This window comes from Actinomadura spongiicola (assembly GCF_003432485.1).
In the GTDB taxonomy this organism is placed as follows: domain Bacteria; phylum Actinomycetota; class Actinomycetes; order Streptosporangiales; family Streptosporangiaceae; genus Spirillospora; species Spirillospora spongiicola.
On the sequence record NZ_QVNQ01000007.1, the window covers coordinates 94,847 to 120,993 of the forward strand.

A 26,147-nucleotide genomic window follows, 5' to 3' on the forward strand; every position below is an offset into this window, starting at 1 on the left:
CGATGTCCGAAGCTCCCCACCTCGGGCTGACCGGAGCCCAGAAGGGGGTCTGGTACGCCCAGCGCATCGACCCCGCCCATCCCGGCTTCAACGTCAGCCAGTACGTCGAGGTGCGAGGCCCGCTGGACACCGCCGCGTTCCGCGCGGCGGTCGTCCGCGCGCTCGGTGAGGCGGACGCGCTCGGCGTCCGCTTCACCGACGGCCCGCACGGCCCGTACCAGACCGTGGGCGCGGCACCGCCCTGGCGGGTCGAGCTCGTCGACCTGAGCGGGGAGGCGGAGCCGTCCGCCGCCGCGCACCTGCGGATGCGGGCCGACCTCGCCCGTCCGGTCGACCCGTGCGGGGACGACCTCGGCGCGCAGGTGCTCTTCGTCCTGGGACCGGGCGAGCACCTGTGGTACCAGCGCTACCACCACCTGCTGATCGACGGGTACTCGGTGACGTTGATCACCCGGCGGGCGGCGGAGCTGTACACGGCCGCGGTCCGGGGCGCGCAGCCGCCGCCGTGCCCGTTCCGGCCGCTGAGCGTACTGCTGGACGAGGAGGCCGCCTACACGGGGTCGGCGGAACAGGCCGCCGACCGGGAGTTCTGGACGGCCTACCGGGGCGCGGCGCCCGACCCGGTGCCGCTGGCCGCCGTGCCGCGGCCCGCCGCGCACACGTTCCTGCGGGAGCGGATCGCGGCGCCCGAGGAGACGAACGCCGCCGTCCAGGCCGCCGCCAAGGCGTGCGGCGCCACCTGGGCCGAGCTGGTCACCGCCGCGTTCGCCGCCTACAACCATCGCGTCACCGGCGCCGACGACGTCGTCCTCGGCCTGCCGTTCATGGGACGGGTCGGCACCACGGCCGCCCGCGTGCCCGCGATGGTGGTGAACGTCCTGCCGCTCGTCGTCCCCGTCCGGCCCGGCGGGACGCCCGCCGAACTCGCCGGGGAGACCGCCGCGCGGATCGCGCGGGCACGGACCCACCAGCGCTACCGCAGCGAGGACCTGCAACGCGACCTCGGGCTCGTGGGCTCGGACCGGAGGCTCACCGGCCCGACCCTCAACCTCAAGCCCTTCACCTACGAGCTGCGGTTCGACGCCGCGACCGGCCACGCCTTCAACCTCGCCGCCGGTCCCGTGGACGACCTGGAGGTCAGCGTCTACCAGCGCGCCGGGGCGCTGACGTTCGAGTTCGACGCCAACCCCGACGCGCACACGCCGGAGGCGCTGCGCGGGCACCGCGACCGCTTCCTGGGGTTCCTGCACGCCTTCGTGGGCGGGCACGACGCCCCGCTCGGCCGCCTCGACCTCGCCCTGCCGCACGAGCGGGCACCGCTGACCGGGCGGCCGGTCGACGCGGGGCACGGCGAGCCGCTGACCCGGGTGTTCGAACGACAGGCGGACCGCACACCGGAGGCGGTCGCGCTCGTCGCCGCGTCCGGAAGCCTGACCTTCCGCGAACTCGAAGCCCGCGCGAACCGGCTGGCGCGGCTCCTGCGCGCACGCGGCGCCGGGCCGGAACGCGTCGTCGCGCTCGCGCTGCCCCGCGACGCCGATCTCGTCGTCGCGCTGCTCGCGGTGCTGAAATCGGGCGCCGCCTACCTCGCCCTCGACCCCGAGCGGCCCGCCGCCCACACCGCCCGGCTGGTGGACGAGACCGACCCGCTCTGCGTCATCTCGGACGGTTCCGTGCCGACGCCCCCGGGCGTCGCGGTCGTCCGGCCCGACGACGCCGCCGCCTACGAGCCGGACCCGCTGCCGGACGCGCCTGAGCCCGACCAGCTCGCGTACGTGCTGTACACGTCCGGGTCGACCGGACGGCCCAAGGGCGTCGAGGTCACCCATCGCGGCCTGGTCAACCTCTTCCACGACCACCTCGGCACGGTCATGGCCGACGCCGCCGCCACCCTCCCGGACGGCGCCCGGCTGAAGGCCGCGCACACGTTCCAGTTCGCGTTCGACTCCTCGTGGGACTCCCTCCTCTACCTGTTCGCGGGCCACGAGATTCACCTGGTCGGGGACGACGAACTCCGCGAACCGCTGACCCTGGCCACCCGCGGCTACGACGTCCTGGACGTCCCCCCGGCACTGGCGCTGGAACTCCTGGACGCGGGCCTGCTCGACGACCCGGCGCGGCGGCCCCGGCTGCTGGTGTTCGGCGGGGACGCCGCCACCCCCGAGCTGTGGGCGCGGCTCCGCGACACCCCGGACGTGCCCGCCCACAACTTCTACGGCCCCACCGAGTACACCGTCGACGCGCTCGGCGCCCGCGTCGCCGAGCATGAGCGTCCGTCCATCGGGACGCCGATCGCCGGGACCCGCGCCCAGGTGCTCGACGCGGCGCTGCGGCCCGTCCCGCCGGGCGGGGTCGGGGAGCTGTACCTGTCCGGCCCGGGGCTGGCGCGCGGGTACCGGGGCCGCTTCGCGCTGACGGCGGAACGGTTCGTCGCCGACCCGTCCGGCGCGCCCGGGGAGCGCATGTACCGGACGGGCGACCTGGTGCGCCGCGCCGCCGACGGGACGCTGGAGTTCGCCGGACGCGCCGACCGGCAGGTGAAGATCCGGGGTCACCGGGTCGAGCCCGGCGAGGTGGAGGCCGCGCTCACGGCGGAGCCGGACGTCGCCCGCGCACTCGCCGTGGCCCGCGACGGACGCCTCGTCGCGTACGTGGTCGGCGACGGCGAGCGGCCCCTCGATCCCGCCGCGCTGCGCGACCGGGCCGCCGCGCTGCTGCCCGCCGCGTTCGTCCCCGCCGCCGTCGTCGTGCTGGACGCGCTGCCGTTGACGCCCGCGGGCAAGATCGACGTGGCGGCGCTGCCCGACCCGGAGTTCACCGCCACCGGACGCGCCCCGCGCACCGAGCGCGAGGAGGCGCTGTGCGGCGTCTTCGCGGACGTCCTCGGCCTCGCGTCGGTCGGCGCCGACGACGACTTCTTCGCGCTCGGCGGCGACAGCATCTCCGCCATCCAGGCCGCGACCCGCGCCCGGCGGCGCGGCCTGCTGATCGCCGCCCGGGACGTGTTCGACCACAAGAGCGCCGCCGCCGTCGCGCTCCACGCCACCGCCGTGGACGACCACGGCGACGACCCCGGTGCCGAGGACCGGTCGGGGCCGCTGCCGCTGCTTCCGATGGCCGCGTGGCTCCGCGACCTCGGCGGCCCCTTCGCCCGTTACAGCCAGTCCGTGGTCGTGCCCGTCCCGCGGATGGACGGGCCGGACCGCCTCATCGCGGCCTTGCAGACGCTCATCGACCACCACGACGCGCTCCGCCTGCGGGTCGGCGCCGACTGGACGGCCGAGATCATGCCGGTGGGCTCGGTCAAGGCCGCCTCGGTGCTGTGGCGGGCTCCCGGGGCCCATGACATGGGCGCCGAGCTGGACGCCTCCGCCGACCGGCTCGACCCGGCGAGCGGTGTGGTCGTCCAGGCCGTGTGGTGCGGCGGGCGGCTCGGTCTCACCGTCCACCATCTCGCGGTGGACGGCGTGTCCTGGCGGATCCTGCTGGCCGACCTCGCCGAGGCGTTGGCGGGGGCGGCGCTCGCGCCGTCCGGCACGTCGCTGCGCGGATGGGCGGCGCGGCTGGCGGCGCACCGCGACCCCGACGCCGTCCCGTTCTGGACGCGGATGCTCGGCGGCGCGGACCGACCGCTCGGCGGACGGGCCCTCGACCGGGCCGTCGACACGGTCGGCGCCGCGCGCACGGTGCGCCGTTCCGTGCCCGCCGCGCTCACCGCCGAGCTGCTCGGCCCGGTCCCGGCCCGGTTCCGCGCCGGGGTGAACGACGTGCTGGTCGCCGGGCTCGGCCTGGCCGTCGCGGCGCGCACCGGCCACGACGACGTGACGGTCCAGGTGGAGGGGCACGGCCGGGAAGAGACGTTCGGCGGCGGACGGCCCGCCGACCTCGGCCGGACGGTCGGCTGGCTCACCAGCGAATACCCCGTCCGGCTCGAACTCGCCGGGGCGGACGCCGGTGAGGCGCTCAAGCGGGTGAAGGAGCGGCTGCGGGAACTGCCCGGCGGCGGTCTCGGCTTCGGTGTCGCCCGCCGCCTCGACCCGGACGCCGGACCCGAACTCGCGGCCCTGCCGACGCCGCAGATCCTGTTCAACTACCTCGGTCGGTTCGCCGGGGCGGAGGAGGACGCCTTCACCGTCCGGACCGACCCGGCGATGCCCCTCGCGCACGCCCTGGAGATCAACGTCTTCGTCCACGAGACCGCGTCCGGGCCGGTGCTCGACGCGCACTGGACCTGGGCTCCGGGGGTCCTGGACGAGGCGGACGTGACCGCCCTCGCCGACGCCTGGCACGCCGCGCTCGGCGACCTCGCCGGGGCCACCGGCGGGCTGACCCCGTCGGACGTTCCGCTCGCCGGCCTCGACCGCGCCGGGCTCGACGCGCTGCTCGCCCGGTACCCCGACACGACGGACGTGCTGCCGCTGTCCCCGCTCCAGGAAGGGCTGCTGTTCCACGCCGCGTACGCGCCGGACGAGGCCGACGTCTACACCTCGCTCGTCCACCTCGACCTGGCGGGCGATCTGGACGCCGCCGCCCTGCGCTCGGCCGTGTCGATCCTGCTGGCCAGGCATGACGGGCTCCGGGCCGGGTTCGTCCACGAGGGGCTCGACCGGCCGCTCCAGCTCGTCCCGGCGCACGCCGTACCGGACTGGCGGGAGCTCGACCTGTCCGACCTCACCGGGGCGGACCTCGCGGAACGGCTCGCGGCGGTCGCGGACGAGGAGCTGGCGTTCCGGTTCGATCCGGCCCGGCCGCCGCTGCTGCGCTGCCTCCTCGTCCGGACGGGCCCGCACTCGCATCGCCTGCTCGTGACGAGCCACCACCTGATCATGGACGGCTGGTCCACGCCGACGTTCCTGCGGGAGCTGATGGCCGCCTACCGGGGTGAGCCGCTGCCCGCCGCCGTCCCGTACCGCTCCTACCTGCGGTGGCTCGCGGGCCGGGACACGGCGGCGATGACGGCCGCGTGGCGGGACGCCCTCGCCGACCTGGACGGCCCGACGCTGCTCGCCCCGAACGCCGCCCGGACCGCGCCGGGGGAGGCCGCCGAGCTGACCTGCCCCCTGCCCGGCGCCGAGCTGACCGCGTACGCGCGCCGCCACGGGCTCACCCTGAACACCGTCCTGCAAGGGGTGTGGGCGCTGGTCCTCGGCTCACTCACCGGACGGACCGACGTGGTGTTCGGCGCGACCGTCTCCGGGCGCCCGCCCGAACTCGACGGCGTCGAGGGAATGGTCGGGCTGTTCAGCAACACCGTTCCCGTGCGGGTCCGGCTCGACCCGGCGCTGCCGCTCCCGGAGGCGCTAGCCCGCCACCAGTCGGAGCAGGCCGCGCTCCTCGACCACGCCTATCTGGGTCTTGCGGAGATCCAGGCGGCGGCCGGGCCCGGCGGCGCCCTGTTCGACACGCTCCTGGTGTTCGAGAACTACCCGTCGAAGGACGACGCGTCCGGGGAAGGCGGGCCGCGCGTGACGGGGGTCGGCAACCGTGGCTACACCCACTACCCCCTCGCGCTCATGGTTCTGCCGGGGGACGACCCGAGGGTCGTCCTGGAGTACCGGCCCGACCTGCTGCCCGCCGCGGCGGTCGAGGCGATCGCCGAACGCATCGGCTCCGTCGCCGCGCGGCTCCTCGCCGACGACGGCCTCACCGCCGCCCGCGCCGACCTGCTCACCTCGCGGGAACGCGCCGCCTTCGAGGAGGTGAACGCGACCGACCTCCCCGGGGACGTCCCCGACGTGCTGACCGCCTTCCACCGGCAGGTCGACGCCACCCCCGACGAGATCGCGGTCGTCGCCGGCGCCGAGCGGCTGACGTTCGCCGAACTGGACGACCGCGCCGCCCGCCTCGCGACCGTGCTGGCGCGGCGGGGCGCGGGACCGGAGCGCATCGTCGCGCTGGCGCTGCCGCGCACCGCCGACCTGGTCGTCGCGCTGTTCGCCGTCCTGAAGACGGGCGCCGCCTACCTCCCGCTCGACGTGGACCATCCGGCGGAACGGATCAGGCTGACGATCGAGGACGCCGCGCCCGTGTGTGTCCTGACGGCCGACGACCTCGACCCGGCGGAGATCGCCGCCGCCGCGCCGCACCCGCGCACCGCCCCCGGGGCCGAGCAACTCGCCTACGTCATCTACACGTCGGGTTCCACGGGCCGCCCCAAGGGCGTGCTAGTCCAGCACGGCGGCCTCGGCGTCATGCTGGCGCACCACCGCGCCACGGTGTTCGCCCGCGCGGTCGACGGGCGGCGGCTGCGCGCCGCGCACACGGCGTCGTTCGCGTTCGACTCCTCCTGGGAACAGCTCCTCTGGCTGATCTGCGGGCATGAGCTGCACCTGTTCGACGACGTGACCCGCCGCGACCCGCAGGCGGTGGTGGCGGCGTGCGCGGAACACGCCATCGACACCCTTGACGTCACCCCCTCGTTCGCGGCGGAACTGTTCGCGTGGGGGCTGCTGGAGAAGGCGCCGCCGCGGCTGCTGCTCCTCGGCGGCGAGGCCGTGAGCGAACCGGTGTGGACGCGGCTGCGCGACGCGGACGGCGTCCTCGGCCACAACTTCTACGGACCGACCGAGTACACCGTGGACGCGCTCGGCGCCGACCTCGCCGAGTCGCCGGTGCCGGTCGTTGGCCGTCCCATCGCCCGGACCCGGATCCATGTGCTGGACGGCCTGCTCCGTCCCGTCCCGGAGGGGGCGGCGGGCGAGCTGTACCTGGCGGGCGACGGCATCGCCCGCGGCTACCTGAACCGGCCCGACCTGACCGCGCAACGGTTCGTCGCCGCCCCGACCGGCGTGCCCGGCGAGCGGATGTACCGGACGGGCGACCTGGTCCGGCGGCTGCCCGGTGGCACGCTGGAGTTCCTCGGCCGCACCGACGACCAGGTCAAGATCCGCGGGTTCCGGGTGGAGCCGGGCGAGACCGAGGCCGCGCTCGCCGCGCTCCCGGGCGTCGCCCGCGCCGCCGTCGTGGTCCGCGACGGGCGGCTCGTCGGCTACGCCGCCCCCGGCGATCTGGACGGGGCCGCGCTGCGGTACGCGCTGGCCGAGGTCCTGCCGGGGCATCTCGTCCCGGCCGCCGTGGTGGTGCTGCCGGAGCTGCCGCTGAACGTGAACGGCAAACTCGACCGGGCCGCGCTGCCCGAGCCGTCCGCCGACACCGCCGCCGAGGACGAGCGGACAGTGCGCGACGCTCGGGAGGAACTGGTCGCCGCCGCCTTCACCGACGTGCTCGGCGTTCCGGCCGGCCCAGACAGTGACTTCTTCGCGCTCGGTGGACATTCGCTGCTCGCGACCCGTCTCGTCGGCCGGATCCGCGCACTTCTCGGCAAGGATGTGGCCATCCGCGACCTGTTCGAGGCGCCCACCCCGGCGGGCCTGATCCGCCGGGCGACCGGCCCGTCGACGAACCGGCCCGCACTGGTACCGGCGACGCGGCCGTACCCGGAGCGGATGCCGTTGTCTGCGGCTCAGGCGCGGCTGTGGTTCCTGCACCGGCTCGACGAGGCCGCCACCGCCTACACGATCCCGTTCGCCGTCCGGATCGACGGCGAACTCGACGTCTCCGCGATGGGCTCGGCGTGGGACGACCTGATCGGGCGGCATGAGATTCTGCGCACGATCTACCCGGACGTGGACGGCGTCCCCTACCAGGAGGTGCTGCCGTCCGGGCCGATGCTCCGCATCGCCGACGCCGCCCCCGGCGACGTGCCCTCGCTGCTCGAAGCGGCGGAGCGGACGCGGTTCGCGCTCACGACCGACCCTCCGGTGCGCGGCGTCCTGTACCGGCTCGGTGAGGGGATGTCGTCCTGGTTGCTGTCGGTGGTGGTCCACCACATCGCGGGCGACGAGTGGTCGCAGGCCGTGCTGCTGCGCGACCTCGACGCCGCCTACCGCGCCCGCGCGGCGGGCCGGGCACCGGACCTCGCTCCGCCGCCGGTCACCTACCGCGACTACACCCTGTGGCAGGCCGCGCTGCTGGAGGGATCCGAGGGCGACCGGCAGGCCGCGTTCTGGCGGGATCGGCTGGACGGGCTGCCCGAGGAGATCCCGCTGCCCGCCGACCGGCCCCGTCCCGCCCGGCCTGACCAGGTCGGCGCCGCGATCCGTGTGCCGCTGCCGTCCGGTCTGCACCGGGACGTGGCCCGGCTGGCGCGCGCCGCCGGGGCGACGCCGTTCATGGTGTGGCAGGCGGTCGCGGCGGTCCTGCTGGGACGGCTCGGCGGCGGCTCCGACATCCCCCTCGGCGTGCCCGTCACCGGCCGCTCCGACACCGTCCTGGACGACGTCGCGGGACTGTTCGTCAACACGCTCGTCCTGCGGGTCGGCCTGGACGAGGACGCCTCGTTCGCCGACCTGGTGTCCCGGGTCCGCGCCGAACAGCTCGCCCTGCTCGACCACCGTGATCTGCCGTTCGAGCGGCTCGTCGAGATCGCCGCCCACGAGCGCGTCACCGGTAGGCACCCGCTGTTCCAGGTGATGGTGCTGCACCACCGCGACACCGGTGACGACGGCGACATGTTCGGGCTGCGCACCGCCTTGCAGGACGACACGTTCTCCACCGCCCGGTTCGACCTGGCGTTCGCCGTCAGGGAAGGGGACGACGGCACCGACCTGACCCTCATCTACGCCACGTCGAGATTCGACGAGTCGACCGCCCGGAAGCTCGCCGAACGGTTCGAGACGCTGGCCGGGCGCCTCGTCGCCGCCCCGGACGCGCCGCTGGCCTCCGCCGACGCGTTGACCCAGGGCGAACGCGACCTGATCAGCGGCCGGTGGAACGCCACCCGTCACGACGTCCCGGACGGCACCCTCATCGACCGGCTGGAGGCGCAGGCAGCCCGCACCCCGGACGCCCCGGCGGTGCTGTTCGAGGACGAGACCCTCACCTACGCCGAGCTGCACGCCCGCGCCGACGCCCTCGCCGCCGACCTGCGCTCGCGTGGCGCCGGACCGGACCGGGTCGTCGCGGTCGCCCTGCCGCGCTCGACGCGGATCATGGTGGCGCTGCTCGCCGTGCTGAAGGCCGGCGCCGCCTACCTGCCGGTCGATCCCGACGACCCGCCCGCCCGCCGCGCCGACCTCGTCGGCGACGCGGACGCCGTCGCGCTCCTCACCGACGACCCCGCGGGCCTGGACGGCTTCGTCCCCGGCGGCGTGCCGGGTCTGTTCGTCCGGGAAGGGGCGCCCGCAGCCACGGCAGGGCGGGCGCGGCCCGACGACGCCGCCTACGTGATCTTCACGTCGGGGTCGACCGGACGGCCGAAGGGCGTGGTCGTGTCGCATCGGGCGATCGTCAACCGGCTGGCGTGGATGCAGGCCGAGTACGGGCTGCGCGCCGACGACCGGGTGCTCCAGAAGACGCCCGCGACGTTCGACGTGTCGGTGTGGGAGTTCTTCTGGGCGCTGTGCGAGGGCGCGTCGGTCGTTCTCGCCGTCCCCGGCGGGCACCGCGACCCCGCCCATCTCACCGGGCTGATCCGCGAACGCGGTGTAACGACGCTGCATTTCGTGCCGTCCATGCTCAAGGCGTTCCTCACCGACCCGGACGTGCCGCGCTGCCAGACCCTCCGCCGCGTGTTCACCAGCGGGGAGGCGCTTCCCGCCGACACGGCCGCCGCCCTGCACGCCGTCCTGCCGATGCCGCTGCACAACCTGTACGGGCCCACGGAGGCGGCCGTGGACGTCACCCACTGGGAGTACCGCCCGGGCGCCGAGACCATCCCGATCGGCGCGCCCGTGTGGAACACCCGGGTAAGGGTGCTCGACGCGAGGCTGCGGCCGGTGCCCGTGGGCGTGCCCGGCGAGCTGTACCTGGCGGGCGTGCAACTCGCCCGCGGCTACCTGAACCGGGCGGGGCTCACCGCCGAGCGGTTCGTCGCCGACCCGTTCGGGGAGCCGGGGGAGCGGATGTACCGGACCGGTGACCTGGTGCGGTGGAACGCCGACGGCCTCCTGGAGTACCTCGGCCGCACCGACCACCAGGTCAAGCTCCGTGGGCTGCGCATCGAGCCGGGCGAGATCGAGGCGGCGCTGCGCGCGCTGCCCGGCGTCGCCGATGTCGCGGTCGTCGTCCGCCGCGACGGTCCCGGCAGCGGGCGGCTCGTCGCCTACCTCACCCCGGCCGGACTCGACGTCGACGCGTTGCGCGCCGCGCTGGCCGACGTGCTGCCCGCGCACATGGTGCCGGACGACTTCGTCCCGCTGCCCGGCTTCCCGTTGACCTCCAGCGGCAAGCTCGATCGCAAGGCCCTGCCCGCCCCCACCCGCCGGGCGCGATCTCGCCGGACGCCCGCCCGCCCGGCGCCAGTTCGTCGCACGCCGGTCGAGACGGTGTCCGACGACCGGACCTCCCTGCTCGCGGGAGTGTTCGCCGAGGTACTCGGCCTCGACGAGGTCGCAGACGACCAGGACTTCTTCGGGCTGGGCGGCGACAGCATCCTGTCCATCCAGGTCGTCGCCAGGGCCCGCAAGGCGGGGCTGCGGGTGACGCCCCAGGACGTCTTCGAGCACCGCACGCCCGGCGCGCTCGCCGCGGTCGCCCGGCGCGAGCAGGAGCCGCAGCCCCAGAGCGGCACGGCTCTCGACCCGGTGGGGCCGATGCCGCCGCTGCCGATCATGCACTGGCTCGCCGACCTCGGCGGGCCGATCGGCCGGTTCCACCAGTCGGTGCTGCTGCGCACGCCGATGCGCGCCGACCTCGGGTCACTGACCACCGCCGTGCGGAGCCTCGTGGACCACCATGACGCGCTCCGGCTCCGCCTCGACACCACCAGCGGTGTCTGGGCCCTCGCGGTGACCCCGCCCGGCACCGCTCCGGTGAGCGTCCGGCGGGTGGACGCCGCCGGAGCCGACCTCGACGGTCTCGTCGCCGCCGAGTCGCTCGCGGCGGCCGACCGGCTCGACCCGGAGGCGGGCGAACTGCTCCAGGCCGTCTGGTTCGACACCGGCCCCGGAACGGCCGGGCGGTTGCTGCTCTGCGTCCACCACCTGGCCGTCGACGGCGTGTCCTGGCGGACGCTCCTGCCCGACCTGCGCACGGCATGGGAGGCCGCGATGTCCGGGGGACCGGCCGCGCTGCCCGCCACGGGAACGTCCCTGCGGGCATGGGCGCACCGGCTCCTGGCCGAGGCGCACGACGGTGCCCGGGTGGCGGAACTTCAGTACTGGAAGGGACTCGCCGCCCCGGACGCGCCGCTCACCGCGCGGCGCCCCGATCCGTCCCGCGACACGGCCGCCACCCAGGAGACCCTGGTCGTCACCGTGCCGGAGGCCCAGGCCACCGCCCTGCTCACCGACCTGCCGCGCCTCTACCACTGCGGCGCCGAGGACGTCCTGCTCGCCGGGCTGGCCACGGCCGTCGTCCAGTGGCGGGCGGGCGATCCGTGGCTGCTCGTCGACCTCGAAGGGCACGGACGGCACCTTCTCGACGGCACCGACCCGTCCCGCACGGTCGGCTGGTTCACGACCGTCCACCCGGTGAAGCTCGACCTCGGCGGCGTCGCCCAGGACGCCCCCGGCGCCGTGCTCAAGGCGGTCAAGGAACAGGTGCGCGGCGCCCCCGACCACGGCTTCGGCCACGGTCTGCTGCGCCATCTCAACGCGCGGACCGCCCGCGAGCTCGCCGACGCGGCCCGCCCGCAGATCCTCTTCAACTACCGGGGCCGCGTCGACGGCCCGGCGACGGACGAGCACTGGCCGCAGGCCGACGAGTCCGGTGCGCTGTCCACCGCGCCCCACCCCGACCTGCCCGCCCGCTACCCCCTGGAGATCGACGCCGCCGCACTGGCCGGCGCCGGGCTGCGCCTGGAGCTGACCTGGCCGGCCCACCTTCTCGACCGGGCCGCCGTCGCGCGGCTCGGCGAGGCCTGGCGGGCCGCGCTGGACGCCCTGGCCCGCCACGCCGCCGACCCCGCCGCGGGCGGTCGCACCCCGTCCGACCTGTCGAAGTCGCTGCCGCAGCGGCAGATCGACCGGCTGGAATCCCTGCTGAGGAGCCGACGCAAGTGACCGAGGAATCGTCCGGATCCATGCTGGAGGACGTCTACCCGCTCTCCCCACTCCAGCGCGGTCTGCTGTTCCACGCCCTGTACGACGACGCCGAACGCGACGTCTACACCGTCCAGGCCCACCTGGACCTGGACGGGACGGTCGACGCGGCGCGGCTCGAAGACGCCGTCGCCGCCGTGCTGCGGCGCCACCCGAACCTGCGGGCCGGGTTCTGGTTCGAGGATCTCGACGAGCCCGTCCAGTTCGTGCCCACCGACATCGACACGCCGTTCACCGCGACCACCGAGACCGACCTGGACGCGGTGCTGGAACGCGAGTGGTCCGTGCCGTTCGACGTGACCGGCCCGCCGCTGATCCGCTTCGCGCTCGCCTCCGCCGACCCCCGCCGCCACCGGCTCGTGGTGACGTCGCACCACCTGCTCATCGACGGCTGGTCGATGCCGGTGCTGCTGCGCGAACTGTTCGCCTGCTACGAGGGGACGCCGTCGCCCCCGGCCCCCCGGTTCCGCGACTACCTGCTGTGGCTCGGCGAACGGGATCCCGCCAAGGGGGCGCAGGCGTGGCGGGAGGCGCTGCGCGGGCTGCCCGGCCCGGTCCTCGTCGACCCGGCGGGGGCGGGCGGTGACCTGCGGGAGCTGCCCGTCGCCGTCCCGGACGAGACGGCGTCCGCGTTGACCGCCGCCGCGGCGAGTGCCGGGGTGACGGTCAACACCGTCCTTCAGACCGCCTGGGGGCTGACCGTCGGCGCGCTGGCCGGGACGTCGGACGTGGTGTTCGGCGCGACCGTCGCCGGACGGCCCGCCGACCTCGACGGCGTCGAGGACATGGTCGGGCTGTTCGTCAACACCGTGCCCGTCCGGGTGCGTCCGGCGGGGCCGGGCGACACGTTCGGTGACCTGGCACGGGCCGTCCAGGACGAGCAGGTCCGGCTGCTCGACCACCACTACCTCGGTCTCGCCGACATCCGCCGCGCCGCCGACGTCCCCGGCACCGGCCCGCTGTTCGACACGCTGCTGGCGTTCGAGAACTACCAGGGCGACGCGTCCACGCTCACCGCCGGAGGCCTCACGGTCACCGGGCTCGGCGCCCGCGACGCCACGCACTTCCCGCTCACGCTCACCGTCCAGCCGGGGCCCGGCACCCTCGGCCTCGTCCTCGCGCACCGCACCGGCGCCGTCGACGAGCCGCTCGCCGCGCTCCTCGCCGCACGCCTCACGCTCCTGCTGCGGACCTTCGCCGCCGACCCGCACGGTCCCGTTCCCGCGCTGCCCGCACTCGGCGACACCACCACGCCGGTGATCGTCCCGGACGCCGGACCCGCGCCTTACCGGACGCCCGCGCAGGGCCGTGAGGCGCTGCTCGCGGAGCTGTTCGCGGACGTCCTCGGCGAGCCGGACATCGGCGCCGACGACGACTTCTTCGCCCTCGGCGGCGACAGCATCGTGTCGATCACGCTCGTCGGGCGGGCCCGCGCGGCCGGACTGAACCTGACCGCGCGGCAGGTGTTCGAGCTGCGCACCGTCGCCGCCCTCGCCGAGGCCGTCACCACCCTGGAACCCGCACAGGACGCGGCCACGGAAACGGAGACCCCGGCCGACCGGCCGCTGGTCGAGCTGACCGCCGAGGAACGGGCGCTGATCCGCCCGGACGCCGAGGACGTCATGCCGTTGTCGCCGCTCCAGGCCGGGCTGCTGTTCGAGTCCACGTACGACACCTCGGGCCGCGACCTTTACATCACCCAGCTCGTCGTGGACATCCGCCGCCCGCTCGACGCGGACGCGTTGCGCGCCGCCGGGAACGCGCTGCTGGACCGGCACGCCAACCTCCGCGCGGGCTTCGTCCAGGAGGGCCTCAGCCGCCCCGCGCAGGTCGTGGCGCCCGCCATGCCGATGCCGTTCCGCGAGGTCGACCTGCGCGGCCAGGGCCCCGAGGCGCTCGACGCGCTGATGGACGCCGACCGCGCCGAACGCTTCGACCTCGCCGAGCCGCCGCTGATCCGCATGACGGCGGTGCGCCTCGCCGACGACCGGCAGCGGATCATCGTCACGCACCACACGCTGCTGTGGGACGGCTGGTCGTCCGGCCTCGTCGTGCAAGAACTGCTGGGCCTCGCGCACGAGCCGGACACCGTCCCGCCGACCGTCCCGTTCCGCCGCTACCTGGAGTGGCTCGACGGCCAGGACGCGGACGAGAGCGCCCGCGCCTGGGCCGCGACCCTGGACGGCGTCACCGAACCGACCCTGGTCGCCCCCGGCCACACGCTGCGCGGCGACACCCTGCCCGGCATGGTCCTCACCCCGGTCGGCGACGACCTCGCCGCCCGGCTCGGCGAGTTCGGCCGCCGCCACGGCCTCACCCTCAACACCCTCGTCAGCGGCGTGTGGAGCCTGCTGCTGGCGTCCCTCACCGGCCGCGACGACGTCGTGTTCGGCGCGACGGTGTCCGGCCGCCCCGCCGAGATCCCCGGCATCGAGAACACCATCGGCCTGTTCCTCAACACCGTGCCCGTCCGGGTACGGCCGCGCCCGGACGAGACGCTGCTCGGCTTCCTGACCCGCTCGCAGGCCGAGCAGGCCGCGCTGCTGCCGCACCACCATGTCGGCCTGGCCGAGATCCAGCGCGCCGCCGGGATGTCACAGCTCTTCGACACGTTGCAGGTCGTCCGGAACACCCCGGTCGACATGACGGCCCGCGACCGGCTCACCGAGCATTTCGGCATCGACGAGGTCGACACGCTCGACGCCACCCACTTCCCGCTGTCGTTCACCACCAACACCGGCCGTGAGCTGTCGTTCGAGTGGAAGTACCGGCGGGACGTCTACGAACGCGCCGACGTCGAGGCGATGTCGGCGCGCGTGATGGGCCTCCTCGAAAGGCTCGTCACCGCACCCGACACGCCGCTGGCGGCGCTGGACGTCCTCACCGCCGACGAACGGACGACCGTCCTGGAGCGCTGGAACGCGACCGAGCGTCCGGTGCCGGAGGTGACGATCGCGGATCTGCTGGAGGAGCAGGCGTCCCGGACTCCGGACGCGCCGGCCCTGGTGTTCGGGCCCGAGCGCGTGTCGTACGGCGAACTGTCGTCCCGGGTGAACCGGTTGGCGCGGTTGCTGATCGCGCGTGGCGCGGGCCCGGAATCGGTGGTGGCGCTCGGGCTGCCACGGTCGGCCGACATGGTCGCCGCGCTGTTCGCGGTGTTGCAGACGGGTGCGGCGTATTTGCCGCTGGAGTTGGACTATCCGGCGGAACGGCTGGCGTTCATGGTGGACGACGCCCGGCCCGTGTGCCTGGTGACGACCGGCGCGGTGCGTCCCTCCCTGCCCGAAGCGCCGCATGTGGTCGTGCTGGACGACCCGGAAACGGCGGCTGAGCTTGCCGGGTTGCCGGACGGCCCGGTCACCGACGCCGAACGGACGGCCGACCTGAACCTCGACCGTCCGGCGTATGTGATCTACACGTCTGGGTCCACGGGCCGCCCCAAGGGCGTGGTGACCCCGTACCGAGGCCTGACGAACATGCAGTTCAACCATCGGGAGGCGATCTTCGCCCCGGTGGTCGAGGCCCAAGCAGGGCGGCGGCTGCGGATCGCCCACACCGTGTCGTTCTCGTTCGACATGTCGTGGGAAGAACTGCTCTGGCTGGTCGAAGGCCACGAGGTGCACGTCCTCGACGAGGAAGTGCGCCGCGACGCCGACGCGCTGACCGCCTACTGCGCCGACCACCGCATCGACGTCATCAACGTCACCCCGTCCTACGCCCAAGAACTCATCGACTTCGGACTCCTCGATCCCGCCCGCCACCGGCCGCCGCTCGTCCTGCTCGGCGGCGAGGCCGTCCCCGAAGCGCTCTGGACGACCCTCCGCGACACCGAAGGCGTACTCGGCTACAACCTGTACGGGCCGACCGAGTACACCATCAACACCCTCGGCGGCGGCACCACCGACAGCGCCACCTCCACGGTCGGCCGCCCGATCTGGAACACCAGGGCGCTCGTCCTCGACTCGTGGCTGCGTCCCGTCCCCGTCGGCACACCGGGCGAGCTGTACATCGCCGGGACCGGCATGGCGCGCGGCTACCTCAACCGCCCCGACCTCACCGCCGAACGGTTCGTCGCCAACCCCTTCGGAACCCCCGGCGAACGGATGTACCGCACCGGCGACCTCGTCCGCTGGCGCCCCGACGGGCTCCTCGACTACCTCGGCCGGACCGACGACCAGATCAAGATCCGCGGTTACCGGGTCGAGCTCGGCGAGATCGAGGACGCGCTGACCCGCTACCCCGAGGTCGCGCAGGCGGCCCTCGTCGTCCGGGAGACCGGGGAGACCAAGCGGCTCGTCGGCTACGTCGTCCCCGCGTCCACCGGCGGCGACGGCGAAGGCGACCTCGACCAGGTCGGCGAGTGGCGCGAGGTGTACGACGCCCAGTACGGGCAGGGCCCGGCCGACGCCTTCGGCGCGGACTTCGTCGGCTGGACCTCCAGCTACGACGGCGCGCCCATCCCGGTCGCGGAGATGCGCGAATGGCGCGACACGACCGTCGCGGCGATCCGCGCGCTGAACCCGCGCCGCGTCCTCGAACTCGGCGTCGGCACCGGGCTGCTGATGTCGCGGCTCGCGCCGGACGCCGACGACTACTGGGCCACCGACCTGTCCGCCCCGCTGATCGAGACGCTGCGCGGCCAGGTCGCCGCCGAGCCGTCCCTCGCCGGGAAGGTCACGCTGCGGGCCGCGCCCGCGCACGACCTCACCGGCCTGCCGCGCGGGCACTTCGACACGGTCGTCCTGAACTCGGTCGCGCAGTACTTCCCGAGCGTCTCCTACCTCGCCGACGTCCTGCGCGGCGCCCTCGACCTCCTCGCCCCCGGCGGCGCGATCTTCGTCGGGGACCTGCGGAACCTGCGCGGCGCCCGCTGCTTCCACACCGCGATCCAGCTCGCCCGCGCGGGTGCGGGCGCGGACGCCCCCGCCCTGCGCGCCGCCGCCGACCGCGCGCTGCTGCTGGAGAAGGAACTGCTGCTCGACCCGGCGTTCCCCGCGACGCTGGACCTGCCGGGTGTCACCGGCGTGGACGTGCGGACGCGGCGCGGACGGGCCCACAACGAGCTGACCCGGCACCGGTTCGACGTCATCCTGCACACCGGGCCCGTCACCGACGTGTCCGCGCTGCCCGTCCTCGACTGGACGGCGGACGTCCGCGACCTCGACGGGCTCGCCGGGCGGCTCGGCTCCGGCGCGGCTCCGGTCCGCGTTAAGAACGTGCCTAACGCGCGGATGGTCGGCGAGAGCGCCGCCCGCCGCGTCCTCGCCGACGACGTCACCGCCGCCGCCGCGCTCCGCGCGCTCACCTCGCCCCGCGGCGTCGACCCCGAGGACCTGCACGACCTCGGCGACCGGCTCGGCCTGCGGACCGTCGTCACCTGGGGCGACACCGACGACACCGTGGACGTGCTGTTCCTGCCGCCCGGCGGCGGCCCGCTCGGCGGGGTCCGGCCCGCCGCCGCGCCGCCCGTGCCCGCGAACGAGCCGGGCCGCTCCCGGGCCGCCGGAACGCTGCCCGCGCTGCTGCGCGAACGGCTGCGCACCGCCCTGCCCGAACACATGATCCCCGCGACGATCATGGCGTTGGACCGGCTTCCGCTCACCACCAACGGCAAGCTCGACCGCCGCGCCCTGCCCGTCCCCGACGAGGGAGCCGCCGCCGGGCGCCCGCCCGCCACGCCGGAGGAGGAGACGCTGTGCCGGCTGGCCGCCGAGGTGCTCGGCGTGCCGTCCGTCGGCGCCGACGACGACTTCTTCGCGCTCGGCGGGCACTCCCTGCTCGCCACCAGGCTCATCACGAAGGCGCGCGCCGCGCTCGGCGTCCAGCTGTCCATCCGCGACCTGTTCGAGGAACGGACCGCCGCCGGGCTCGCCGCCCGCGCCGTGCCCAGCGTCCGCGACGACAGCCCGGACCTCGTCCGGCGGGTCCGGCCCGACCGCGTCCCGCTGTCGTACGCGCAGCGCCGCCTGTGGTTCCTGCACCAGCTCGGGGACAGGACGGCCGCGTACAACATCCCGCTGGCGCTCCGCGTCCACGGCGACCTCGACCTGGCCGCGTTGCGCGCCGCGCTCGGCGACGTGATGGCCCGGCACGAGAGTCTCCGCACGGTCTTCGCCGAGCACGACGGCGTCGCGTACCAGCACGTCCTGGACGACGCCGAACCCGTCCTGGAGATCCTCGACATCACCGAGGACCGGGTCGGCGCCGAGGTCGACGCGGCCGTCCGCCACCCGTTCGCGCTCGACCGTGAGGCGCCGCTGCGGGCGCGGGTCCTCAGGATCGGGCCCGGCCACCAGGTCGTGGTGTTCCTGTTCCACCACATCGCCGGGGACGAATGGTCGATCCGTCCGTTCATGGACGACCTGACCGCCGCGTACCGGGCCCGCCGCGACGGCCGCGCCCCGGACTGGGAGCCACTGCCCGTCCAGTACGCCGACTACACGCTCTGGCAGGCCGAACTGCTCGGCGACCCCGCCGACCCGGAGAGCCGCCTCGGCCGCCAGGCCGCGTTCTGGAAGGACGCGCTCGACGGCATCCCCGAGGAACTGGCGCTCCCGACCGACCGGCCCCGGCCCGCCGCCGCCAGCTTCCGGGGCGGCACCGTCGAACGGGTCCTGCCGGACGCGCTCGCCGCCCGGATCCGGGAGGTGGCCGCGAACACCGGCGCGACCACGTTCATGGTCATGCAGGCCGCCGTCGGCGCGCTGCTGCACCGGCTCGGCGCGGGCGATGACATCCCGCTCGGCAGCCCCTCAGCCGGACGCGACGACGACGCCCTCCAGGACCTCGTCGGATTCTTCGTCAACACGCTCGTGCTGCGCGTGGACGTGTCCGGCGACCCGACGTTCGCCGAGCTCGTCGACCGCGTCAAAACGTTCGACCTGGCCGCCTTCAACAACAAGGACATGCCGTTCGAACGGCTCGTGGAGGTGCTCAACCCGCCCCGGTCCCGGGCCCGGCACCCGCTGTTCCAGGTCATGCTCGGCTACCAGAACCTCGCGAGCGGCAGCGACAGCCTCTTCGGCCTGCGGACCAGGACCGAGCCGTTCGGCACGGCCGCCGCCAAGTTCGACCTCGACCTCAACGTCATCGAGTACACCGCCGGCGACGGCATGGAGTTCGAGCTGGAGTACGCCGAGGACCTCTTCGACGCGTCGACGGCGGAACTGCTCCTCGCCCGCCTCGAAGCGCTCCTCACCCAGGTCACCGCCGACCCGGCACGCCCGGTGAGCGAGGTCGACCTGCTCACCGCCGCCGAGACCGGCCTCATCGACCGGTGGAACGCGACCGACCGTCCGGTGCCGGAGGTGACGATCGCGGACCTGCTGGAGGAGCAGGCTTCTCGTACTCCGGACGCCACGGCGCTGGTGTTCGGTGCCGAGCGGGTGTCGTACGGGGAGTTGTCGTCTCGGGTGAACCGGTTGGCGCGGCTGTTGGTGGCGCGCGGGGCGGGCCCGGAGGCGGTGGTGGCGCTCGGGCTGCCGCGATCGGCCGACATGGTCGCGGCGCTGTTCGCGGTGTTGCAGACCGGGGCGGCGTATCTGCCATTGGAACTCGACTATCCGGCGGAGCGGCTGGCGTTCATGGTGGACGACGCCCGGCCGGTGTGCCTGGTGACGACCCGCGCGGTGCGTCCCTCGCTGCCGGACGCACCCCATGTGGTCGTGCTCGACGATCCCGCGATCGGAGCGGAACTCGCGGGTTTGCCGGACGGGCCCCTGGACGGGGTTGAGCGGACGGGCCCGGTGCGGTTTGATCATCCGGCGTACGTGATCTACACGTCCGGTTCGACGGGTCGTCCCAAGGGTGTGGTGACCCCGTACCGGGGTCTGACGAACATGCAGTTCAACCACCGCGAGGCGATCTTCGCCCCGGTCGTGGCGGCGGTCCGCGCCGCCGAGGGCGAGCGGCGGTTGCGGATCGCGCACACCGTGTCGTTCTCGTTCGACATGTCGTGGGAAGAGCTGCTCTGGCTGGTGGAAGGGCATGAGGTGCACGTCCTGGACGAGGAGGTGCGGCGCGACGCCGACGCGCTGACCGCCTACTGCGCCGACCACCGCGTCGACGTCATCAACGTCACGCCCTCCTACGCGCGGGAACTGCTGGACCGCGGCCTCCTCGACGCCCCCCGGCCGCCGCTCGTCCTGCTCGGCGGCGAGGCCGTCCCCGAAGCGCTGTGGACGGAACTGCGGGACACCGAAGGCGTCTTGGGCTACAACCTGTACGGGCCGACCGAGTACACCATCAACACCCTCGGCGGCGGCACCACCGACAGCGCCACCTCCACGGTCGGCCGTCCCATCTGGAACACCCGCGCTCACGTCCTGGACGACCGGCTGCGGCAGGTCCCCGTCGGAGTCCCCGGCGAGCTGTACATCGCCGGGATCGGCATGGCGCGCGGCTACCTCGATCGCCCCGACCTCACCGCCGAACGGTTCGTCGCCGACCCCTTCGGGGCGCCGGGTGACCGGATGTACCGGACCGGCGACCTCGTCCGCTGGCGCTCCGACGGGCTGCTCGACTACCTTGGCCGCACCGACGACCAAGTCAAGATCAACGGCTATCGGGTCGAACTCGGCGAGATCGAGAACGCGCTCGTCGAACGCGCGGACATCGCGCAGGCCGCCGTCGTCGCCGGTGACCACAACGGCCTCAAACGGCTCGTCGCCTACCTGGTGCCGAGCGACGGCGCCGACCTGGACACGGCGGCGGTCCGGGCGGCGCTCGCCGTGCGGCTGCCGAAGCACATGGTGCCGGGCGCGTACGCCGTGCTGCCCCGGCTGCCGCTGACCGTCAACGGCAAGCTCGACCGCCGCGCCCTCCCCGACCCCGAACCGGTCGCGCCGTCCCGGCCGCCGCGCACGCCGCTGGAGACCTCCCTCTGCGCGATCTTCGCCGAGGTGCTGGGCGTCGCGGACGTCGGCGCCGACGACGACTTCTTCGCCCTCGGCGGCCACTCCCTGCTGGCGATGCGGCTCGTCGGCAGGGTGCGGACGGTCCTCGGCGTCCGCCTGCCCGTCGGCGCCGTGCTCACCGCGCCCACCGTCGCCGCGCTCGCCACCGTCGTCGCCGACGCGCCCCCGGACGCCGGTACCGGAACCGGCCCGTTCGACCCGGTGCTGACGCTGCGGCCCGGCACCGGCACACCGGTGTTCTGCCTGCCCGCCACGACCGGGCTGAGCTGGAACTACGCCGGAATCGCCGAATGGCTGCCCGCCGACGTGCCGCTGTACGGGCTCCAGTCCCCGCGCCTGTCCGGCGCCTGCGTCCCCGCCGCGTCGATCGGTGACCTCGGACGGCACTACGCGGCCCGGGTCCAGGGCGTCCAGCCGGACGGTCCGATCCGCCTGCTCGGCTGGTCCTACGGCGGGCAGCTCGCGCACGCGACCGCGACCGCGCTCCAGGCCGCGGGCCGCGACGTCGCCCTCCTCGCGCTGCTCGACGCCTACCCCCGCGACGACACCGACACCTTCTCCTGTGGGGGGACGACCCCCCACACCCCCCGGAACGGCCCGATAGACGTGTCGGAAGGCGAAGCCGCCCGATTCCTGCTGCGTCTGGCCGGGCATGCCGGGACGCATGCCGAGTCCCTCACCGAGGCGGTCGCCGTGATCGAGGCGGGCGACGGGCCGATGTCCTCGTTCGACGCGGCGACGCTGGCCCGGGTCGCCGACACCGTCCACGAGTCGGTGACGCTGCCACTCGACTTCGGGGTGTTCGACGGCGACGCCGTCTGCTTCACCGCGACCGCCGACGCCACCCTCAGCCCGGAGTTGTGGCTGGCCCACCTCACCGGCCGCGTCCACCTGTACCCCGTCGACTGCGTCCACGACGCCATGCTCGACGCCGCCCCGCTGGCGGCGATCGGGGCCGTCATCGCCGAGCGCCTCGGGGAACGCCGGTGACGGACCTGCTGCGCTCCTGCGCCCGCGCCCGGTGGCGGACGCTGGCGTTCGCCACCGCCGGGGGAGTGGTCCGGCAGGCGACCCTGCTCGCCATCCCGTGGTGCGTCCAGCGCGCCCTCGACGACGGTGTCGTCGCCGGGAACCCGGGGGCGACGGCGCGGTGGGCGCTCGCCGCCGCCGTGCTCGCCGCCGTCCAGTTCGTCGCGCTGGCGACCTGGCAGTGGCAGGCGCGGATGGCGGAGGCGCGCACCGGCGCCGACCTCCGGAACCGGCTCACCGCGCACCTGGCCGGGCTCGACCGGGCGGCGCTCGCCGGATACGGGCACGGCGACCTGGCGATGCGCGCCTCCCGCGACATCGACCAGATCCGCATGTGGGTCTACGGGCTGCCGGTCTGGGCGATCATCGCCACCACGTTCGCGATCGTGCTGCCCGGCGTCGCCGCCCTCGACCTCGTGCTGCTCGGCGTCACGGTGCTGATGGTGCCGCTGCTCGCCGCCGTCAACCTCGTCTTCCCCGCCCCCTACGAGCGGGCCGGGAAACGGCTGTCGGACGCGCACGCCGCCCGCGCCGACGCCGTGGAGGATCTGCTGTCGTCCGGTGCCGCCGTCCGCGGCATCGGGGGCGTGCCCGCCCTGCTGGAACGCCACGACGCCCGCAGCGCCGAGGTGGAACGGCTCACCGGGGACGTGGCCCGCATCCAGTCGGCGTGGGCGGCGCTCGGTCCCGCCGTCCCACGGCTCGCGATCGCCGCCGGGGTCGCCCTCGGCGGCTTCGCGGCGCTGGACGGCAGGATCACGGTCGGCGGGCTCGTCGCGTTCGCCGTCTGGATGGGCACGTTCACGATCGCCGTGACGGTGCTCGTCGACCGGCTCGTCGACCGCGGCAACGCCGCCGTCGCCGCGCGCCGCCTCGACGAGCTCTTCGCGCTGCGGCCGTCGGTGTCCGACCCCGCCGACCCGGCGCCGGCCGGCCGGCGCGGCACCCTTACGGCGTCCGGGGTCACCGCCCGGTACGGTGGCCGCGTCGTGCTCGGCCCGGTCGACCTGAAGATCAGGTCCGGTGAGTTCGTGGCCGTGACCGGGCCGACCGGCTCCGGCAAGTCGACGCTGCTGCGGCTGCTGGCGCGCCTCGACGACCCCGACACCGGCACCGTCGTCTGGGACGGCACGGACGTGCGCCGCCTCGGACTGGACGGCCTGCGCGCCGCGCTCGTCACCGTCCCGCAGCGGCCCGTGGTGCTGTCGGGGACGGTCGCCGACAACCTCCGCGTCGGCCGCGACGTCGACCAGGCGGCGCTGGAGAGGGCGTGCAGGGACGCCTGCGTCCACGACGACGTCATGGCCCTCCCGGACGGCTACGCCACCGAACTCGGCGAGGGCGGGTCGAGCCTGTCGGGCGGCCAGGTTCAGCGGCTCGCCCTGGCCCGCGCGTTCCTGCGCGCCGGTGAACGCGCGGGCGGCGTGCTGCTCCTCGACGACGTCACCTCCGCGCTCGACACCGACACCGAACGGCGGATCCTCGAACGCCTCGCCCGCCGCGACCCCGGAACGTCCGTCGTGTTCGTCACCCACCGGACGGCCGTCATGTCCGCCGCCGACCGCGTCGTCGAGCTGTCCGGCCCGGGAGGAGAGCGCCGTGGCTGAGGTGGTGATGCTCGCCGAGCAGGCCCCGGAACGGCACATCTTCCGCCGCGTCCTGCCCTACCTGCGCCCGCACCGCGCCGTCCTCGCCAGGACGCTGCTGGTCGTCCTCGGCTGCGCCGGGACCGTCGCCGCGACACCGCCGCTGATCGGCCGCGCCGCCGACGCCATCGTCGCCCGCGACCGGGGCGCGCTCACCGTCACGGTCGCCGCCCTCGCCGTCGTGGTCGTCGCGCAGATCGCGCTGGCCCGCTGGAGCGAGCTGATGCTGCTGCGCGCCGGTGAGCGCGTCGTCCGGGACCTGCGCGACCAGGCCGTGCACCGGCTCGCGCACGCGCCGCTGCGGTTCCTGGAGGCCCACCGGTCCGGCGACCTGCTGCGCCGCACCACCGGTGAGGTGACGGAGCTGGCCCAGTTCGTCCGGCGTGACCTGCCGAACCTCGTCGTCATCACCGCGACGCTGCTGCTCACCACCGTCACCCTGCTCGTCTACTCGTGGCTCCTCACCCTCGTCGTCGCCGTGGTGTTCGTGCCGCCCGCGCTGGTCGCGCTGCGGACCTTCCAGCGCGGCGCCGAGGCGGCGTTCGGCGGGCAGGCCGCGGCGGAGGCGACCGTCGCCGCCACCCACGGCGAGACGCTGGTCGCGCGGGAACTGCTCCAGACGAGCGGGGCGCTGCCGTCCTGGCTGGACCGCGTCCGCCGGGAGAACGGTCACGTCGTCACCAAGGCGCGCCGCACCGCCCGCGTCGAGGTGAACCTCGAACTCGTCAGCCTCATCGAGGGCGTGGCCCTCGCCGTGCTGCTCGGCCTCGGATCGTGGATGGCGGCGAGCGGCCGGCTCAGCATCGGCGCCGTCGTGGTGTTCGTCCTCGCCAGCCGCACCCTGTTCGAGGGGCTCGGCGACGGCTCCCAGCTCGTCGGGGAACTCCAGATCGCCCGGACCGGCCTGGCCCGGCTGCTCGACCTCCTCGAATCGCCCGGCTCCCGGCCCATCACCGCCCCTACCAGCGCCCCGTCCAAGACCAGGATTCTGCCGCCGCGTGGGGAGTTGAGGGTGGAGCGCGCGACATTCGGGTACCTGGACGGGACGCCCGTCCTGCGCGGCATCGACCTGTCGTTCCCGCCCGGCGACCGCGTCGCGATCGTCGGCGTGACCGGATCGGGCAAGACCACCCTCGGCAAACTGCTGTGCGGCCTCTACCCGCCGGACGCGGGACGCGTCACCTACTGCGGCACCGACCTGCGGGAACTGTCCGGGCCCGCGCTGAGCCGCGTCGTCGCGCTCGTCCCGCAGACGGTCCACATCCTCACCGGGACCGTCGCCGACAACCTCGCGCTCGTCCCCGGTTCCCCGGGACGCGCCGAGATCGCCGCCGCCGTCGACCGGCTCGGCCTGCGGGCCTGGGCGGACGGCCTCCCGGACGGCCTCGACACCCGCGTCGGCGTCCGCGGGGAACGGCTGTCGGCCGGGGAACGCCAGCTCATCGGCCTGGCAAGGGCCGCTCTGATAGACCCGGCCGTGCTCGTCCTGGACGAGGCGACCGCCGACATCGACCCCGTGACCGCCGGATGGGCCGAACGGGCGCTGGGCGAACTGTGCGGCGACCGAACCCTCATCGTCATCGCGCACCGCCCCGCGACCGTCGAGCTGTTCCCCCGCGTCATCCGCGTCGCGGACGGAACCGTAACCGAAAGGAAAGCCCCGCCATGGCACATACAGACCGCCTGGTCCGCATCGTCGAACACCCCATCACGCCGCGCCTGACCGAGGTCAAACGCGTCGAGCGGCTCACACCGAGAATGGTCCGTGTCACACTCGGGGGTGAGTGCCTGGACGGCTTCTGCGAGCAGGCGCCCGCCGACCACGTCAAACTCTATTTCGCACAGGGCGACGACCCCATGCCCGTGACGCCGTACATCCGCGCCGGTTACGGTCTCGACGATCCCCCCGACGGCAGGCCGCAGGCCGTCATGCGCGACTACACCGTCCGCCAGTACCGGCCGGACGAGCGGGAACTCGACATCGACATGGTGATCCACGGCGACGGGCCCGGATCGTCGTTCGCCGCCGCCGCGCGTCCCGGTGACCTCGTCGGCGTGCTCGGCCCGCGCGGCTCCGAGGTCGTCCCGTACGTGTTCGACTGGTACCTGCTCGGCTGCGACGAGACCGGGCTGCCCGCCCTCGCCCGCTGGCTGGAGGCGCTGCCCGCCGGGGCCAGGGCGTTCGCGTACTGCGAGGTCGCCGACGCCGCAGAGGAGCAGAAGCTCTGGTCGGAGGCCGACGTGACCGTGACCTGGGTGCACCGCGACGGCGTGCCCCCGGGCCGCAGCGACGCCCTGGAGAAGGCCGTCCGGGCGTTCTCGCCTCCCGCCGGAGACGGGTACGCCTGGTTCGGCGCGGAGGCCACCACCCTCAAACCCATCCGCCGTTACCTGCGCAACGAGATCGGCATGCCGAAGGAGCGCGTCGACGTCGACGGCTACTGGAAGGTCGGCGCGGCCGACCACAACCATCACGACGGCCTGGACTGATGCCCGAGGCGAAGCGAACGGGGAAG

Annotated in this window: 5 protein-coding genes; all 5 read left to right on the forward strand. The window is 74.6% G+C overall.

From position 1 onward, the window contains the following. Nucleotides 1-2: 2 nt before the first annotated feature. From D0T12_RS22580 to D0T12_RS22600, 5 genes are read left to right on the forward strand one after another with little or no spacing between them, the layout of a single operon-like run. Nucleotides 3-12,002 carry a non-ribosomal peptide synthetase gene (locus D0T12_RS22580; protein ID WP_117401686.1) on the forward strand — a complete coding sequence of 4,000 codons (12,000 nt, stop codon included), beginning with the start codon at nt 3-5 and terminating at the stop codon, nt 12,000-12,002. Then, nucleotides 11,999-21,946, forward strand: coding sequence for a non-ribosomal peptide synthetase (locus D0T12_RS22585; protein ID WP_117401687.1), 9,948 nt, complete (start codon nt 11,999-12,001; stop codon nt 21,944-21,946). The genes D0T12_RS22580 and D0T12_RS22585 overlap by 4 nt, the downstream gene beginning before the upstream one ends. Further along, on the forward strand, nt 21,943-23,592 hold the full coding sequence (locus D0T12_RS22590; RefSeq protein WP_147339598.1) for an ABC transporter ATP-binding protein: 1,650 nt from the start codon (nt 21,943-21,945) through the stop codon (nt 23,590-23,592). The genes D0T12_RS22585 and D0T12_RS22590 overlap by 4 nt, the downstream gene beginning before the upstream one ends. After that, nucleotides 23,585-25,354: an ABC transporter ATP-binding protein gene (locus tag D0T12_RS22595; RefSeq protein WP_199487630.1), complete on the forward strand. Its 1,770-nt coding sequence runs from the start codon at nt 23,585-23,587 to the stop codon at nt 25,352-25,354. Before D0T12_RS22590 ends, D0T12_RS22595 begins: the two co-directional genes overlap by 8 nt. Then, entirely contained in the window at nt 25,297-26,121 is an 825-nt protein-coding gene (locus D0T12_RS22600) for a siderophore-interacting protein (RefSeq protein ID WP_117401689.1), read from the forward strand. The genes D0T12_RS22595 and D0T12_RS22600 overlap by 58 nt, the downstream gene beginning before the upstream one ends. Nucleotides 26,122-26,147: the final 26 nt, after the last annotated feature.